The sequence below is a fragment of the Microbispora siamensis genome (assembly GCF_016863095.1).
GTDB classification, from domain to species: Bacteria; Actinomycetota; Actinomycetes; order Streptosporangiales; family Streptosporangiaceae; genus Microbispora; species Microbispora siamensis.
This window is the reverse complement of sequence record NZ_BOOF01000007.1, coordinates 35,763-51,290: the sequence shown is the minus strand read 5'-3', so window position 1 is coordinate 51,290 and position 15,528 is coordinate 35,763. Positions and strand designations below refer to the sequence as shown.

The window sequence follows — 15,528 nt, the reverse complement described above, 5'->3', positions numbered from 1 at the left end:
CCTTGAGCGAGCACGTCATGAAATGTCACTACCTGATTTGAGCAAACGATTGACTTCCCCTGAGCAGGAGAAACAATGAAGAAGGCACTCCTCGTCGTGGCCGCCCTGGCGGTCGGCGCGACGGCCTGCGGCGGCTCCGGCGGCGACGGCGCCACCCAGGCCGCCTCGGAGAAGAAGGAATACACGATCGGCGTCTCCAACCTCGGCCTGAGCTTCCCGTTCCCCTCCGCCATCAGCAAGGGCATCAAGGACGAGGCCGCCAAGCTCGGCGTGAAGATCACCGAGCTGGACGCCCAGGGCAAGGCCGACAAGCAGAGCAACGACGTGCAGGACCTCATCGCGCAGCAGCCGGACGGCGTGCTGCTGCTGCCCGTGGACTCCGGCGTCGCCCAGGGCCTCGCCGACAAGCTCAAGGCGTCGAACATTCCGACCGTGGCCGTCGCGTCCCAGGTCGGCGATCCCAAGACCCGTCAGCTCAAGGACGTCTACCCCGGCCTGGTCGCGCTCGTCACGCAGGACGAGCCCGCAGCCGGGGGCAAGGCCGGCGAGATCGCGGCGCAGATCCTCCCCGAGGGCGGCAAGATGGCCGTGGTCGAGGGCGCGGCGGGCTTCGCCGAGGTCGTGCTGCGTTACCAGGACTTCCCGAAGGCCGCCGAGGCGAAGGGCGCGAAGTTCGAGGTCGTGGCCCGCCAGCCCGGCGACTGGGTGCAGGACAAGGCCCAGTCGGCCTGCCAGAACATGCTCGCCTCCAACCCCGACGTCAAGCTCTTCTACGCCGAGTCCGACGACATGGCGGTCGGCTGCGCCAAGGCCGTGAAGTCGGCCAACTCCACGGCGAAGATCGTGGGCATCGGCGGCAGCAAGCTCGGCGTCGACGCCGTCACCTCCGGCGACATCGCCGGCACCGTCTGCTTCAAGCCCGAGGATCTCGGCAAGCTCGCCCTCGACACGCTGTACAAGCACCTGACCGGCGAGCAGAAGCAGGACGCCGCCTTCGTGACGTACGACACCCCGGCCATCACGAAGGACAACGTCGCCGACTGCACGCCGCAATGGTAGACACCCCGCTGCTGTCCCTCGAGGGCGTCGGCAAGTCGTTCCCCAACGGCACCGTCGCCCTCCGGGGGGCGCGGCTCACGGTCCTCCCCGGCAGCGTGCACGGCCTGGTCGGGGCCAACGGCGCGGGCAAGTCCACGATGATCAAGATCATCGCCGGGGCGCACGCGCCGACGTCGGGCACGGTGCGCTGGAAGGGCGAGGAGGTCGTCTGGCGCGACCCCGGCGCGGCCAGGAAGGCGGGCGTCGCCACGATCATGCAGCACGTCCCGCTCGCGCCCACGCTGACCGTGCTGGAGAACGTCTTCCTCGGCGCCCCCGGGCCCTGGCGGTTGCCGCGCGCCCGCCGCCGGGAGTTCGACCGGCTGCTGAGGCGGGTGCACTACGAGATCGACCCGGACGCCGAGGTGGCCGATCTGGCCATCGGCGAGCGGCAGATGGTCGCCATCCTGCAGGCGCTCGCCATCGGCGCGAACCTCGTCGTCATGGACGAGCCCACCGCCTCGCTGGCCGAGGGCGAGCGCCAGGTGGTGTTCGACGTGGTGCGCAGGCTCTCGGCGCAGGGCACCGCCTTCCTCTACGTGTCGCACTTCCTCGACGAGGTGCTGTCGCTCACCGACCGGGTGACCGTGCTGCGGGACGGCACGGTGGTGGAGGAGGGCCCGACCGCCGCCTACGACGAGGACCGGCTGGTGCAGGCCATCGTCGGGCGGGACCTGCTCGCGGCCGAGCGCCGCGCCCCTGCTCCCGTCGCCGCCGACGCCCCGGTGGCCCTCGCCGTACGGAACCTCAGCTCGCCGGCCGGGGTGCGCGACGTGTCGTTCGAGGTGCGCCGCGGCGAGGTCGTCGGCATCGCGGGCCTGCTCGGCTCCGGCCGGTCGGAGATCCTGCACGCGGTCTATGGCGCGGACTCCCGCGCCCGCGGCGAGGTGCTGGTGGACGGCCGTCCCGTGCGGCGCGGCCCCCGGGCGGCGGTCGCCGCCGGGATGGCCCTCGTCCCCGAGGACCGCAACGCGCAGGGGATCGTGGGCGCGTTCCCCATCTGGAAGAACATCTCCCTGCCCGACCTCGCGTCGCTGTCGTCGGCGCGGGCGCTGCCCCGGGAGGCGGCCGAGGCCGAGCGCGCCGAGCGGGCCATCCGCGACCTCGGCATCGTCTGCCCCGGCCCCGAGGCGCTGGTCACCGAGCTGTCCGGTGGCAACGCGCAGAAGGTCGTGTTCGGCAAGTGGCTGTACGGCGGGGCCCGCGTGTTCATGCTCGACGAGCCCACGGCCGGGGTCGACGTCGGGGCGAAGGCCGACATCCTCGACCTGGTCCGCAGGTTCGCCGCCGAGGGCGGCGCCGTGCTCGTGGTGAGCAGCGAGTTCGAGGAGATCCTCGCGGTGGCGACGCGCGTGCTCGTCGTCCGCGAAGGCCGGATCGTCGCGGAGCGACCGGCGCACGAGACATCCGAGGAGGAGTTGCTGATGCTGGCCAACGGATTCGGGGGTGCGCACGATGCCGCCTGAGAGCGCGCGGTCCGGCGCCCGGCACAAGGTGGCGGGCGGGAAGACGTTCGGTGCCCGTGCCGCCGCCGCGCTGCGCCCCGGCAACGCGGGCGTCGTCTACGCCCTCGTGCTGATCGTGGCCGTGCTGACGCTGCTGTCGAGCCAGATGGGGCGGCCGAGCTACCTGTCGCCGACCAACGTCATCAACATCCTGGACCAGTCGTCGCTGGTCGCGATCCTCGCCGTGTTCACCACCGTGGTGCTGATCAGCGGCAACTTCGACCTGTCCATCGCGTCGGTGTCCGCCTTCGGCGCGGCGATGGCGCTCAGCCTGGTCGGCTCGCTCGGCCTGCCGCTGGCGATGGCCGTCGCACTGGCCGCCGGGCTCGTCTGCGGCGCGGTGAACGGCCTGATCGTGCAACTGGTCGGCATCAACGCGTTCATCGTGACGCTGGGCACGATGACGGCCGTACGCGGCCTGGTGCTGATCCTGACCGACGGCCGTACGATCACGGCGAAGGACCCGGAGGCGCAGCGGGCGCTGATCGCGCTGCAGTCGGGCTACTGGACGGTCCCGCACATCCTGGCGATCCTCGGGGTGGCGGCGCTTGTCGTCGGCGCCGCGGTGGCGCTGCTCGCCCGCAGGACCGGCGGGAGCCCGCTCAAGGGCGCGGTGATCGCGGCGGCCGGGCTGGTCGTGGCCGTGCTCGACCCCGTGCTCGGCTTCGAGCTGCGGCTCAGCAAGCCCACCTACTACCTGATCGTCATCGCCGGCGTCACCTGGGCCGTGCTGCGCTACACGGTGATCGGCCGCCGTCTGTACGCCGTGGGCAGCAACGCGGAGGCGGCCCGGCTTTCCGGCATCAACGTCAACCGCTACCGGATCGGCGCGTTCGTGCTGAACGGGCTCGGCTCTGGCTTCGTCGGCGTGCTGTTCGCGGCGAAGCTGCTGGCCATCAACCCCACGGGCCTGCAGGGCACCGAGCTGACCGTGCTCGCCGCGGCCATCCTCGGCGGCACCTCGCTGTTCGGCGGGTTCGGCAGCGTGCTGAAGTCCGTCGTCGGCGCGCTCATCCTGTTCACGCTCGACAACGGCTTCAACGTGCTCAACCTGGGCGCCAACTACCAGGGCGTGATCGTCGGCACGGTCGTCATCGTCGCCGCGGCCATCTACACGATCGCCGGCCGCCAGCGGCAGGTCCGCAGGGTGCGCGACTCGGGAGCCGCACCGCAATCGCCCGAGGAGTCCGGCGTGGAGCCGGAGAGACAGGAGTCGCTGCGATGAGAGGCGTGTGGCACTTCTCGTTCACGGTCGCCGACCTCGACAGGTCCGTCGCCTTCTACCGCGACCTGCTCGGGTTCGCCCTCGTGCACCGGCAGGACCAGGACAACGACTACACCCGCAGGCTCGTGGGCTACCCCGACGCGGTGCTGCGCATCGCGCAGCTCGCCGTGCCGGGCCAGCCCCGGGGCGTGTCCACCCACGACCTGGAGCTGGTGGAGTACGTACGGCCGCGGGGGGAGGCGCGCGACCCGGCCCGGCACCTGCCCGGCGCGGCGCACCTCGCGCTCACAGTCGAGGACGCGCTCTCCGAGCACGCGCGGCTGTCGGCGGCCGGGGTACGGTTCGTCTCACCGCCCAACGCCATCACGGCGGGGATCAACGCGGGCGGCTACGCCTGCTACTTCCTCGACCCCGACGACATCACGCTGGAGCTGGTCCAGCCGCCGTCCGTGAAGCTCCGTTGACAGGCCGCTGACCCGCGTCTAGCTTGTGCAGGCTCAACCGATTGATCATGAGGAGGGGCGGATGCCCGTCATCGATGCGCATCAGCATTTCTGGAACCTGGAGACCGGTTCCTACCCCTGGCTGACGCCCGAGGCCGGGCCCATCTACCGCACCTTCGAGCCGGAGGAGCTGATCCCGCAGCTCGCCGAGGCCGGGGTCGATCACACGGTGCTCGTCCAGGCGATGGACTCCTACGCCGACACCGACGCGATGCTCGCACAGGCCGACGCGTACGACTTCGTGGCGGCGGTGGTCGGCTGGGTGCCGCTGGAGCGGCCGGACGAGGCGGCGCAGGCGCTGGAGCGCTACCGGAGGCACCCGAAGTTCGCCGGGGTCCGCCACCTCATCCACGACGACCCCGACCCCGACTGGCTGCTGCGCGACGCGGTGATCGAGGGCCTGGGGGTGCTCGCCGAGGCGGGCCTGCCGTTCGACGTGGTCGCGGTGCTGCCCCGCCACCTGGAGCACGTGCCGGTGCTGGCCGAGCGGATCCCCGGGCTGCGGATGGTGATCGACCACCTGGCCAAGCCGCCCATCAAGGAGAAGGGCTGGGAGCCGTGGGCGGGCCTGATCGCCCGCGCCGCCGAATATCCGCAGGCGTACGCCAAGGTGTCGGGCCTCAACACCGCCGCCGACCCGGAGAGCTGGACGGCCGCCGACCTGCGGCCGTACGTGGACCACGCGATGGAGCTGTTCGGCCCCGAGCGGCTGATGTTCGGCGGCGACTGGCCCGTCTCGATCCTCGCCGGCGACTACGCCACCGTGTGGCGCGAGACCAACGTGCTGCTCGCCGGCCTGTCCGAGGCCGACCGCGCGGCCGTGCTCGGCGGCACGGCAGCCCGCTTCTACCGAATCGAGGTGTGACGTGCTGGACGTCTTCGCGCCGATCGCGGCCGCCGCCGACCTGGCGATACCCGAGGCGCACCGGCTGCCGATCGCGGTCGTGGGCGCCGGGGCGATCGTCGACGTGGCCCACCTGCCGGCGTACCGGAAGGCCGGGCTGGAGATCGCCGGGATCTTCGACCTGAACGCGGAGCGGGCCCGCGAGGTCGCCGCGCGGCACGGCGTGCCTCGCGTGTACGGCTCGCTTGCGGAACTGCTCGCCGACGAGCGGGTGGCCGTGGTGGACGTCGCGGTGGCGCCGAACGCGCAGCCCGGCATCGCGAGGGCCGCGCTGGAGGCCGGCAAGCACCTGCTGTGCCAGAAGCCGTTCGCGCCCGACCTCGCGACCGGGCGGGAGATCGTCGCCCTGGCCGCCGAGCGCGGGCTGAAGGTGGCGGTCAACCAGCAGTTGCGCTTCGACGAGGGCATCGCCGCCGCCCGCGCCATGGTCCGGGAGGGCTGGATCGGCGAGCCGACGGCCATGACGTTCACCGTGAACATCTTCACCGACTGGAGCGCCTGGGACTGGCTCGTCTCCACCGACCGGCTGGAGATCGTCTACCACTCCATCCACTACCTGGACGCCATCCGCTCGATCCTCGGCGACCCCGAGACGGTGTTCTGCACCGGCAGCCGTACGGCGGGGCAGGTCGCCAAGGGCGAGACCCGCACGATGAGCGTGCTGGTCTACCCGGGCGACGTGCGGGCGCTGGTCCACGCCCACCACGAGAACCGCACCGGCGACTACGAGGCGGCGTTCCGCGTCGACGGCACCGAGGGCGCGATCAGGGGCACCCTCGGGCTGCTGTACGACTACCCGCACGGCCGCCCGGACACGCTGGAGGTCAGCAGCCGCGTGCTGCCCACCGACGGCTGGCTGCCCTACCCGGTGACCACCCGGTGGCTGCCGGACGCGGTCGCGGGGCCGATGGGGTCGCTGCTGGCGGCGATCGCCGAGGGCGGAGAGCCGGAGACCGCGGCGGCCGACAATCTGGGCACACTCCGTCTCATGGAGGCGCTGTACCAGTCCATGGAGTCCGGCGAGAGCCGGCGTCCGGGGGCGTTGTGAAGCGCGCCCGGGTGACCCTCGCCGACGTCGCCGCGCTGGCGAAGGTCGACCGTGCCGTGGTCTCGCGGGTCGTCAACAACGACCCCGCGCTCAGCATCCGGCCGGAGACGCGCGAGCGGGTGCTGGCCGCGGTGGCGCAGCTCGGCTATCGCCCCAACGCCGCGGCCCGCAGCCTGCGCACGGCCCGCGCGCACATGTTCGGGCTGTTCCTGCCCGACTTCGCCAACCCCGTGTACGCGGAGATCATCAAGGGCGCCGAGGCGGCGGCGGCCGGTCTCGGCTGCGTGCTGGTGACGGGCAGCTCCACCGGGGCGGGGCTCGGCGGCTACATGGACCTGCTCGGCCAGGGCCGCATCGACGGCCTGCTGCTGGCCGGAGCGGAGGGCGAGTCGGAGCTGCTCGCGCAGCTCGACCGGATGGCCGTGCCGTGGCTCATGCTCAACCGCAGGAGCCCGGCCGTCAAGCGCTACGTCATCCTCGACGACGAGCGGGCCGCCCGGCTCGCGGTCGAGCACCTCGTGGGGCTCGGGCACCGCAGGATCGCCCATCTGGCCGGTCCCGAGGGCGCCGACACCGCGCTGCGCAGGTCGGCGGGGTGGCGCGCGGCCATGCGCGACGCGGGCCTGCCCGAAGGCCCGATCGTCGCGGCCGGCTACACCCCGGCCGGCGGTGCAGCGGCGATGGCCGCGCTGCTCGCCGCCCCCGAGCCGCCGACCGCCGTCTTCGTCGCCAACGTCGCCTCCGCGATCGGCGCGATGGAGTCCGTACGGGAGGCGGGGCTGGACATCCCCCGCGACGTCTCGATGGTGGCGGTGCACGACCTCGACCTGGCGAGCTACCTCGCGCCCCCGCTCACCACGGTCCGCATGCCGCTCGCCGAGCTGGGCCGTCGCGGCGTCGAACTGCTCGGCAGCCTCAAGCCGGACGACAGCGTGGCCGAGGTGCTCGACGGCCCCATAGAGCTGATCGCCCGCCGCTCCACCGCCCCGCCGGTCAGCGGGGGTCCGGGCGGCTGACCGGGAGCCGTACGGTGAAGCACGCGCCGCCGCCGGGGGAGTCGCCGATCGCGACGGTGCCGCCGTGCCGGGAGGCGATCTCCCTGACGATGGCAAGGCCCAGGCCCGAGCCGCCGGCGTCCCTCGTCCGCGCGCCGTCCAGCCGGGTGAACCGGTCGAAGACGGCCTCCTGGTCCTCCGGAGGGATGCCCGGCCCGTCGTCGCGCACCTCCAGCAGCGCGCCCGTCTTCTCCGCCAGGACCCGCACCTCGACGGCCGACGAGGCGTGCCGTACGGCGTTGTCGACGAGGTTGGTGACCAGGCGGGCGAGGTGGTGGCGGGAGCCGTGCACCACGACGTCGGGATCGGCCGTCACCCGCACCGTCACGCCCGTCTCCGGGCGCGGGCGCAGCGCCTCCTCGGCCGCCACCTGGCCGAGGTCCACCTCGTCGGCCCGGGGCGGCTCCCCGGCGTCGAGCGCGGCCAGCAGGAGCAGGTCGGCGGCGAGCGCCTGCAGCCGTCCGACGTCTGCCAGCGCCTCGCGGGCCGGCTCGTGCCCGGAGGCGAGCTCCAGCCGCGTACGCACGGTCGCGATCGGGCTGCGCAACTCGTGGGCCGCGTCGGCGACGAACCGCTTGTGCTGCCGCACCGCGTTCTCCAGCCGGTCGAGCGTGGCGTTGACCGTACGGGCGAGGGCGGCGATCTCGTCCCCGCTGCCCGGCACGGGCACCCGGCGGTGCAGGTCGCGGGCCGTGATGTCGGCCAGCTCGGCCCGGATCGCGGACACCGGCGCCAGGGCCCGGCCCACGGAGAACCAGGTCATCGCGGCCACCACCAGCAGCAGGGCCGGAATGCCGAAGACCAGCAGCCTCCCCAGCGTCGTGAGCGCCTCCCTGGCCGGTTCGAGGGAGGTCCGTGCGACGACGGTCAGCGGGCCCTCGCCGGTTGCGACCGTGGTGCGTGCCGTCAGGTAGCCGTCGCCCGCCCAGTCGGCGCCCGGCGCCTCGGCCGGGACCCCGACCCGCACGTCCGGGTCGGAGACGGAGGTTCCCTTCTCCCCGGCCGCGCCGCTCAGGCTGCGCTCCGGGGGCTCGCTCTCCCGCGTGCCCGATTTCATGTGCGCGCCCGGGCTCCCGTACGGCGCGGCGGCCGGTGAGGCGGGGACGGCCAGGATCGCGGCGACCTGCGCGGCCCGCCGGTGGGCCTGCTCGGCCGTGCTCTGCTCCAGGCTGGCCCGCAGGACCGCCGTCAGCACGGCCGCCGCGCCGCCCAGGGCGACGGCGACGATGGCGGTGGCGGCGACCGTCGCGCGCAGTCGCACCGACCAGCGCGCGGGCGGGCGCGGGCGGGGCATCACCGATGCCCGTCGAGCCGGTAGCCCGCCCCGCGCACCGTGACCAGCGACGAGCGGCCGAAGGGCGCGTCGATCTTGCGGCGCAGGGCGCTGATGTAGACCTCCACGATGCTCGGGTCGCCGTCGTAGGCGAAGTCCCACGCCTGCGCGAGCAGGTCGGCCTTGGACACCACCTCGCCCGCCCGCCGTGCGAGGGCGTGCAGCACGGCGAACTCCTTCGGGGTGAGGGACACCTCCGTTCCCGCCCGGCGGCAGCGCATCCCGGCGGGGTCGATGGTGAGGTCGCCGACCGTCAGCGAGACCGGGCGCTCCCGGCCGCCCCGCCGTACGAGGGCGCGGAGCCGGGCCAGCAGGACCACGTAGGAGAAGGGCTTGGACAGGAAGTCGTCGGCCCCGGTGTCCAGGGCCTCGGCCTCGTCGTACTCGCCGTCCTTGGCGGTCAGCATCATGATCGGCGTCCAATTGCCTGCCTCGCGCAGGCGGCGGCACACCGCGTACCCGTTCAGCCGCGGCAGCATGACGTCGAGCACGATCGCGTCGTAGGAGTTCTCTGTGGCCATCCACAGGCCCTCGGTCCCGTCGCAGGCGATGTCCACGGCGAACCCCTCGTCCGCCAGGCCGCTCTTCACGAGCTCGGCGAGCCGCCGCTCGTCCTCCACCAGCAGCACACGCATGCCCCACACCATCGCAGGCGGCACCTGAAGCCACGCTAAAGATCCTTCAGGCGGCTTCAGCGTGGCTTCAGGTGCCCGTCGGCACCGTCGTCTCCGTACGGTCCCGCGCGGGGCCGTAGGAGAAGGAGACCTAGATGATCAGCAAGCGCATGCGGGCGGGGCTGGTGGCGATCGGGCTGGGGGCTGCCCTCGCCGCCACGCTCACCGCCGCCGCGAACGCCGACGGGGCCTCCGGCGGGAGGACCGGGGTTCCGGTGACGTCCTCCTGCTCGCAGACCCTGAAGGTGGTGGAGAGGGACGGCAAGCTCCTGCTCGACGACGGCACGGGACTGCGGGAACTGAAGCCCGGCGACCGGGTGCGCGCCGTCCCGGCCATCCCCGCCAATCCCGGTGCGGACCTGGGAGCGCCCGGCACCGCCGCGAAGGGCACGACCGAGAGCGCGCCCGATGCCCCGGAGAAGGGCACCACCGAGAGCGGCACGACCGAGAGGACGGCCCCCGAGAAGGTGCCCCCGAAGGTGACGGGTGAGAGCGGCATCGCAGAGAGGGTGGTGCCCAGGAAGGCGACGACGGAGAAGGGCGCGGCCGGGCACCGCACGCGGACCACCGTCGCGGTGACCTGCGCCGTCCCGCCGCAGGCCGACTGACCGCCACCATCTGAGCGCCCCGCCCGGCCAGTGTACGGACGCCCGGCGGGGGTGCGTCAGAGGAGGGTCATCTGGCCGGAGCCGGCCAGGGGGTCGCGGTGCTTGCGCAGGTGCCGCCACTGGGGCAGGTCGTCCAGGTAGGACCACGACAGCCGGTGGTGCGGGGTCGGCCCGGCCTCCGCCAGCGCCTGCTGGTGCACGGGGGAGGGATAGCCCGCGTTGGCGGCGAAGCCGTATGCCGGGTGCTCCTCGCCGATCTCCGCCATCAGGCGATCGCGGTGCACCTTGGCCAGCACCGACGCGGCGGCCACCGACACCGACCGCTGGTCGGCCTTGACCTCGCATCGCACCCGCCACGGCCGGCCGAGGAAGTCGTGCGCGCCGTCGAGGAGCACCACGTCGGGCCGCAGCGGCAGGGCCTCCAGCGCCCGGCACGCGGCCCGGCGCAGCGCCTCGGTCATGCCGACCTCGTCGATCTCCTCAGGGGCCGAAGCGCCGTACGCGTGGCAGGTGAGCCAGTCCGGAAGGACCTCGGCGAACGCCTCCCGCTGGGCCGGGCCGAGCAGCTTGGAGTCGGTCAGCCGGACGGTGCGCTGCCCGCGTCCCGGCAGTTCGGGCGGCGGGCCGAAGGCGGTGACGGCGGCGCAGACCACCACCGGGCCCGCCCACGCGCCGCGGCCGACCTCGTCCACCCCCGCGACGTGGACCGCCCCGGCCGCACGCAACTCGTCCTCGATCTCGTATCCGGCGACCCGGCGCGGCGGTGCGGCGGGCGCGGGTGCAGTGCCGGGTTCGGCACCGGGCTCAAACCCGGGCAGGGCGTCGGTCATCCCCGTATCATCCCAGGCGCCCACAAGCCGATCCGGAAATCAGTCCGAATCACTGATCTCGTAGATGTCGATCTGCCACGGCAGGTGCGCGCGCACCGGCTCCCATCGCTTCAGGTCGGCGGCGAGGACCGGGAAGCCGAGATACCGGGCCACGGCGACCGTGTGCGCCGCCGCCATGTCCTGCCGCTCCGTCAGATGCACCGAGACCGCCGACAGGCGGAGCACGTCCTCGGTGGAGGCGACCGGCTCCAGCCGGACGTGCCCCAGCCTGTGGATCATCCCGTGGACGGCCTCGGTCTGGGCTTCGCTCAGGATGTGCTGCGCCGCCGCGAGTGCGATGACGGGCACGCTCATGCGGACGGCGTATGACAGATCGGTGCTCCACGATTGGTGGTGCGGTGATGCGGACGGCACCGGTCGCGGCTCGTCACGTCGTCGTGCAGGCGCCTCCGTTGAGGGTGAAGGCGGCCGGTTCGGGGTTGCTGCCGGTGTAGGCGCCGTTGAAGCCGAGATACACCGACTGGCCCGGCTTGATCGTCTTGTTCCATTCGTAGTTCCCGGCGGTGACAGCGGTGCCGGACTGGGCCCAGACGGCCGACCATCCGTTGGTGACCCGCTGGGAGGCGAGCGGGAAGCCGAAGCCGAGCCGCCACCCGTCGATGGCGGCGGTGCCGGTGTTGGTGATCGTGACGGTGGCGGTGAATCCGCCGTCCCAGGTGGTGGTCGCGTACGTCACCCTGCACCCGGAACCGGACGACGGGGACGCCGACGGGCTGGGGGACGGCGACAGGCCGAGGGACGGCGACGGGCTGGGCGAGGACGTTCCGCCGGGCTGCGCGATCGCCGTGTATGGCGCCGAGGGGTTGCTCAGGTTGCCGGCCGCGTCGCGGGCGACGACCTGGAAGGTGTACGGCTTGCCTCCTTCGAGGCCGGAGACGATGTCGCGGGGGGTGGCGTTCTCGCCCTCGTACGCGTAGCCGTTCTCGGTCCGGCGGAACAGGTCGTAGCGGGGCGGGACCCCGCTGTCGTCGCCGACGGTGTTCCAGGCGAGGAAGACTCCGCCGGGGATGGACATCCCGCTGACGGTGGCCAGCCCTGTCGGCGTGCCGGGAGGCGTGGTGTCCGTCCCGGGGCTCGGGCTGGCGGCGGGCGGCTCGACCATGGCCCGGGCGCGGACCAGGTCGGAGGGCGCGCTGAGGTTGCCCGAGCGGTCCCGGGCCACCACGTAGAACAGGTAGTCGCGCCCCGCGGTGAGGCCGGTGACGACCGCGGTGACCTGGTCGGCCCGCATGTCGATCGTGGCCTGCTGCGCGCGCAGGAAGGCGCCGCCGGTCCACACGTGGACCTCGTAGGTGGAGATCCCGACGTCGTCCGTGGACGGCGTCCAGGCCAGGCCGACCGCGCCGTTGACGTAGACGCTCTGCGTGACCAGGCCCTCGGGACGGGTCGGCGGGGTCCGGTCGATCGGCGACGGGCTGGGCGGGGGACTGGACGGCGGCATGCCGCTGAGGTAGTTCGCCGTGGCCGTCAGTTCGTTCGACGGCGGGCCCGCGTTCCCCGCCGCGTCCCTGGCGATCACTCGGAACGTGTACGACTGCCCGAGAGTGAGGCCGCTGACGATGGAACCGGGACCGGTCGTGGTGCGGACGGTGGTGAAGGCGCCGCTCTGCTTCACCTGGATGTCGTAGCCGGTGACGCCGACGTCGTCGGTCGCGGCGCCCCAGCACAGCGACACGCCGATGCCGAGGCCCGATCCGGGGGCCGCGGGCAGGGGACAGTCCCGCAGCGTCCCCGGCGCACTGGGCGGCGTGGTGTCCTCGGCCGCCGCGTAGGCCGGCGGGAGGGCCGCGGCGGCGAGGGCGAGCCCGGCGCCTGCGAGGCCGGCCCCCAGGAGACCGGCTCGCACGGCCGCGGCTTTACGGAGACCCTGGACGGACATAAGAGTCACCTCTCTGCGGGCGGTCCGGCGCACCCGGGTGCGCCGGACCGCGAGATGGGGGATCACGAGCAGGCGGTGCCGTTGAGGGTGAAGGCGGTGGGTTTGGGGTTGGCGCCGGTGTAGGTGCCGTTGAAGCCGATCTGGATGGACTGTCCGGGGGTGATGGTCTTGTTCCAGTCGAGGTTGGCGGCGGTGACGTTCGCACCGGTCTGGGTCCAGGTGGCCGACCAGCCGGGTGGGGTGATCTTCTGGGTGCCGGGGAAGGCGAAGGCCAGTGTCCAGCCGTTGACCGCCGTGGCGCCGGTGTTGGCGATCGTGACGGTCGCGGTGAACCCGCCGCCCCAGTCACTGGTTCCGTACGTCACCTTGCACCCGCCACCTGCCGACGGTGAAGGCGATGGAGACGGGGACGGAGACGGGCTCGGTGAGGCCGATGGGCTGGGCGACGGGCTGGGCAGGCCGGATTGGGCGGTCGCGGTGAGCGTCGCCGAGGGCTGGCTGGTGTTGCCGGCCGCGTCCCTGGCCACGACGTAGAACGTGTAGCTGGTCCCGGCCACCAGCTTGTCCGCGACGTACAGCGTGGACGTGGTCGATCCGATCTTGGTGAAGCCGGCGCCCTGCTTCATGTAGACGTCGTAGCCGGTGACCCCGGTGTCGTCGGTCGAGGCCGTCCAGCACATCGGGACCGCGTTGACGAAGTCGGCCCCGCAGACCCGCAGCCCGGTGGGCACGCTCGGCGGTGTGGTGTCCCCCGAAGCCGACGGCGACGGCGAGGGAGACGGAGAAGAGGACGGCGAGGGCGAAGGCGACGGTGAGGGGGACGGGCTGGGCGTGCCGCCGGGCGGCGTGCCCCACACCAGCGTGTTCCCGTCGTACACCGGCACGTGCGACGCCGCCGAGGCCGACCAGTCGTTGGCCGGGTCCCAGGTCGCGCCGTTCGGCACCGAGATCCGCAGTTGCGTGCCGCGCCGGTAGAGCTGGGCGTCGCCCGGGTAGATGGGCTTGCCCGTGCAGTCCACCTCGGCGTAGTAGGTGCGGTCCTGCGCGAGAGTCGGCCCGTTCACGGCGCAGCCGTTGCTGTCTCCGCCGGTCACCTTCACCTGGGAGATCGAGGTGGAGCCGTCGAGCGTGAAGTAGTAACGCGCCTTGCCCGACTGGAGGACGCGCGGCGGCCAGTTGGACGTGTTGGTGATGGTGACGGTCAGCGAGGTGCCGTCCACACCGGTGTAGACGTTGCCGGTCTCGGCGTAGATCTCCTCGTACTTCTCCTCCGGCGCGGGGAAGCCCGCCACCGGTGTCCCGCCGTACTCCTTGGCGAACCGCGCGAGCACGTTGGTGATGCCGGAGTTGTAGTCGATCGCCACCTCGTTGCGGACGTAGTCCGTTCGGCTGTCGGTGTAGGCGTCGGTCTGGTCCGGGCCGCCGGCAAGAGCGCCGTACAGGACGTGCAGGTTCGGTCCTGTGGTGTCGCTCATGTAGCCGAGGTACTGGCCGCTGGCCGCCCGGTGGTGGACGTGCGTCGGCGGGTTGGTCCCGAAGCCCACCATGTAACTGGAGTGGCGTGGATTGTCCCCGAGGGCGTAGTCGACCTGTCGTTTGGCGAAGTCGTGGTAGCGCGCGTAGAGCGGGTCACCGGGGCCGAGGTGGTCGGCGTAGACGAGGGCCACCCAGGCGGTGTTCAGCGCCATGCGCAGCGACGCCCAGTTGAAGATGTAGGCCAGGCCGCCGGGGGTGACCGGTCCCTTCTTGCCCTTGTATCCGGTGGTCCAGTAGTCGAGGTAGCGCTGGACGTCGTCCTTGTACTTCTGCTCGCCGGTCAGCTCGGCCATCAGCGCGTAGACGCCGTACTCCTTGTCGTTCCAGCCGAGGCCGAAGCTGTAGGCGGGGACGGTGGTTCCGCCCGCGCCCTGGCCCACGTCGGGCTCGCTGCCCATCTTCGGGTAGAACTCGCGAGCCTTGTCCAGGTAGCTCCCGGTGCCGGTGGCCCGGTAGAGCCACACGGCCGCCCAGGCCAGCTCGTCCCAGTACATCTTGGTCGCGCCCGGGTGGTCGGAGCCGCCCTCCCAGGTCGAGTTGTAGTAGCCGGAGATGCCCGGCACGCAACTCGTGTACGCCGTGTCCTGGCCGTTCGTGCCCTTGGTCGTGTCGGCGAACGTGAACAGCTGCCTGGCGTGCGTCAGCAGCGTGTCGGCGTACGCCGGGTCGGTCGTCCGGAAGGCCATCGAGGAGGCCGCCATGGCCGCCGCCGTCTCGGCGACGACGTCGGTGCCCTTGCACGTCGGGGTGATCTTGTAGACCGGCCGCGACATGCCCTTGATGTCGATCACCTCGGGCGGGCCCCAGTACGCATGGTCCACGCTGCCGTCGCCCACCTGGACGTACAACGTCTCAGGATCGGGGTGCGCGGCGATGAGGTAGTCGGTGGCCCACTTGAGGTTGTTCAGCATGGGCGTGAGCTGGGTCCCGTAGCCGGTGCGGTTCTCGACCAGCCCCCAGGCCAGCATCGTGGTGGTGAACGCCATCGGGAAGCCGAACTTGACGTGGTCGCCCGCGTCGTACCAGCCGCCGGACAGGTCCACCCCGGCGGCCTTCCCGTCGTTCAGCGTGCGGTCGCCGCGCCACTCCACCCGGCTCCAGGCGGGCTTCCTGCCCGACTGCTGCGCCTCGTAGAAGTAGATCGACTTCTGCAGGGCCTCTGTGTAGTTGTACGTGCTCGCCGCCTGTGCGGGAGCCGGGCCCGGGACGAGCAGGGCGGCCAGTACGGCGGCCACCCCGCCCAGGGACAGGAGTCTCATGGATGGCCTCG

14 protein-coding genes are annotated in these 15,528 nt (G+C 72.4%); 8 read left to right on the top strand and 6 right to left on the bottom strand.

Annotated elements, in window-relative coordinates; translation table 11 throughout:
• The first annotated feature begins 75 nt into the window (after positions 1-75).
• The 7 genes from Msi02_RS09785 to Msi02_RS09755 all read left to right on the top strand — a co-directional run bounded on the left by Msi02_RS09785 (position 76) and on the right by Msi02_RS09755 (position 7,299).
• Positions 76-1,059 (top strand): sugar ABC transporter substrate-binding protein, encoded by a 984-nt coding sequence (locus tag Msi02_RS09785; protein WP_204048047.1) that lies wholly within the window; start codon positions 76-78, stop codon positions 1,057-1,059.
• Positions 1,053-2,564, top strand: coding sequence for a sugar ABC transporter ATP-binding protein (locus Msi02_RS09780; protein WP_204048046.1), 1,512 nt, complete (start codon positions 1,053-1,055; stop codon positions 2,562-2,564). Before Msi02_RS09785 ends, Msi02_RS09780 begins: the two co-directional genes overlap by 7 nt.
• Positions 2,554-3,828, top strand: coding sequence for an ABC transporter permease (locus tag Msi02_RS09775; RefSeq protein WP_079319217.1), 1,275 nt, complete (start codon positions 2,554-2,556; stop codon positions 3,826-3,828). Before Msi02_RS09780 ends, Msi02_RS09775 begins: the two co-directional genes overlap by 11 nt.
• Positions 3,825-4,292: a VOC family protein gene (locus Msi02_RS09770; protein WP_204048045.1), complete on the top strand. Its 468-nt coding sequence runs from the start codon at positions 3,825-3,827 to the stop codon at positions 4,290-4,292. The genes Msi02_RS09775 and Msi02_RS09770 overlap by 4 nt, the downstream gene beginning before the upstream one ends.
• 61 nt (positions 4,293-4,353) lie before the next feature.
• Positions 4,354-5,196 (top strand): amidohydrolase family protein, encoded by an 843-nt coding sequence (locus Msi02_RS09765; RefSeq protein ID WP_204048044.1) that lies wholly within the window; start codon positions 4,354-4,356, stop codon positions 5,194-5,196.
• 1 nt (position 5,197) lies between these two features.
• Positions 5,198-6,283 (top strand): Gfo/Idh/MocA family protein, encoded by a 1,086-nt coding sequence (locus tag Msi02_RS09760; RefSeq protein ID WP_204048043.1) that lies wholly within the window; start codon positions 5,198-5,200, stop codon positions 6,281-6,283.
• On the top strand, positions 6,280-7,299 hold the full coding sequence (locus tag Msi02_RS09755; protein ID WP_204048042.1) for a LacI family DNA-binding transcriptional regulator: 1,020 nt from the start codon (positions 6,280-6,282) through the stop codon (positions 7,297-7,299). The genes Msi02_RS09760 and Msi02_RS09755 overlap by 4 nt, the downstream gene beginning before the upstream one ends.
• Here Msi02_RS09755 and Msi02_RS09750 read toward each other — a convergent pair.
• Both Msi02_RS09750 and Msi02_RS09745 read right to left on the bottom strand, forming a co-directional pair.
• Positions 7,277-8,632: a sensor histidine kinase gene (locus Msi02_RS09750; RefSeq protein WP_204048041.1), complete on the bottom strand. Its 1,356-nt coding sequence runs from the start codon at positions 8,630-8,632 to the stop codon at positions 7,277-7,279. The two genes, Msi02_RS09755 and Msi02_RS09750, sit on opposite strands and share 23 nt — an antisense overlap.
• Positions 8,632-9,306, bottom strand: a complete 675-nt coding sequence (locus Msi02_RS09745; RefSeq protein ID WP_204048040.1) for a response regulator transcription factor — start codon at positions 9,304-9,306, stop codon at positions 8,632-8,634. Before Msi02_RS09745 ends, Msi02_RS09750 begins: the two co-directional genes overlap by 1 nt.
• A gap of 134 nt (positions 9,307-9,440) precedes the next feature.
• Between Msi02_RS09745 and Msi02_RS09740 the strand changes: the two genes are divergently transcribed.
• Complete coding sequence (locus Msi02_RS09740; protein ID WP_204048039.1) at positions 9,441-9,953, top strand: hypothetical protein; 513 nt, start codon at positions 9,441-9,443, stop codon at positions 9,951-9,953.
• Between the two features lie 56 nt (positions 9,954-10,009).
• On the opposite strand, the gene rnhB is transcribed toward Msi02_RS09740, so the two are convergent.
• The 4 genes from rnhB to Msi02_RS09720 all read right to left on the bottom strand — a co-directional run bounded on the left by rnhB (position 10,010) and on the right by Msi02_RS09720 (position 15,517).
• On the bottom strand, positions 10,010-10,783 hold the full coding sequence (gene rnhB, locus Msi02_RS09735; RefSeq protein WP_204048038.1) for a ribonuclease HII: 774 nt from the start codon (positions 10,781-10,783) through the stop codon (positions 10,010-10,012).
• Positions 10,784-10,822: 39 nt separating this feature from the next.
• Positions 10,823-11,137, bottom strand: a complete 315-nt coding sequence (locus Msi02_RS09730) for a hypothetical protein (protein ID WP_204048037.1) — start codon at positions 11,135-11,137, stop codon at positions 10,823-10,825.
• Positions 11,138-11,210: 73 nt separating this feature from the next.
• The gene (locus Msi02_RS09725; protein WP_204048036.1) at positions 11,211-12,689 is read right to left on the bottom strand and encodes a cellulose binding domain-containing protein; all 1,479 of its coding nucleotides are present in this window, start codon (positions 12,687-12,689) and stop codon (positions 11,211-11,213) included.
• Positions 12,690-12,784: 95 nt separating this feature from the next.
• Entirely contained in the window at positions 12,785-15,517 is a 2,733-nt protein-coding gene (locus tag Msi02_RS09720) for a glycoside hydrolase family 9 protein (RefSeq protein WP_204048035.1), read from the bottom strand.
• Positions 15,518-15,528: the final 11 nt, after the last annotated feature.

Bases quoted from the DNA above. Each gene is read 5' to 3' on its own strand.
- Msi02_RS09720 (WP_204048035.1), bottom strand. From the start codon at position 15,517: ATGAGACTCCTGTCCCTGGGCGGGGTGGCCGCCGTACTGGCCGCCCTG.
- Msi02_RS09740 (WP_204048039.1), top strand. From the start codon at position 9,441: ATGATCAGCAAGCGCATGCGGGCGGGGCTGGTGGCGATCGGGCTGGGG.
- Msi02_RS09750 (WP_204048041.1), bottom strand. From the start codon at position 8,632: ATGCCCCGCCCGCGCCCGCCCGCGCGCTGGTCGGTGCGACTGCGCGCG.
- Msi02_RS09730 (WP_204048037.1), bottom strand. From the start codon at position 11,137: ATGAGCGTGCCCGTCATCGCACTCGCGGCGGCGCAGCACATCCTGAGC.
- Msi02_RS09765 (WP_204048044.1), top strand. From the start codon at position 4,354: ATGCCCGTCATCGATGCGCATCAGCATTTCTGGAACCTGGAGACCGGT.
- Msi02_RS09780 (WP_204048046.1), top strand. From the start codon at position 1,053: ATGGTAGACACCCCGCTGCTGTCCCTCGAGGGCGTCGGCAAGTCGTTC.
- rnhB (WP_204048038.1), bottom strand. From the start codon at position 10,783: ATGACCGACGCCCTGCCCGGGTTTGAGCCCGGTGCCGAACCCGGCACT.
- Msi02_RS09770 (WP_204048045.1), top strand. From the start codon at position 3,825: ATGAGAGGCGTGTGGCACTTCTCGTTCACGGTCGCCGACCTCGACAGG.
- Msi02_RS09775 (WP_079319217.1), top strand. From the start codon at position 2,554: ATGCCGCCTGAGAGCGCGCGGTCCGGCGCCCGGCACAAGGTGGCGGGC.
- Msi02_RS09785 (WP_204048047.1), top strand. From the start codon at position 76: ATGAAGAAGGCACTCCTCGTCGTGGCCGCCCTGGCGGTCGGCGCGACG.
- Msi02_RS09745 (WP_204048040.1), bottom strand. From the start codon at position 9,306: ATGCGTGTGCTGCTGGTGGAGGACGAGCGGCGGCTCGCCGAGCTCGTG.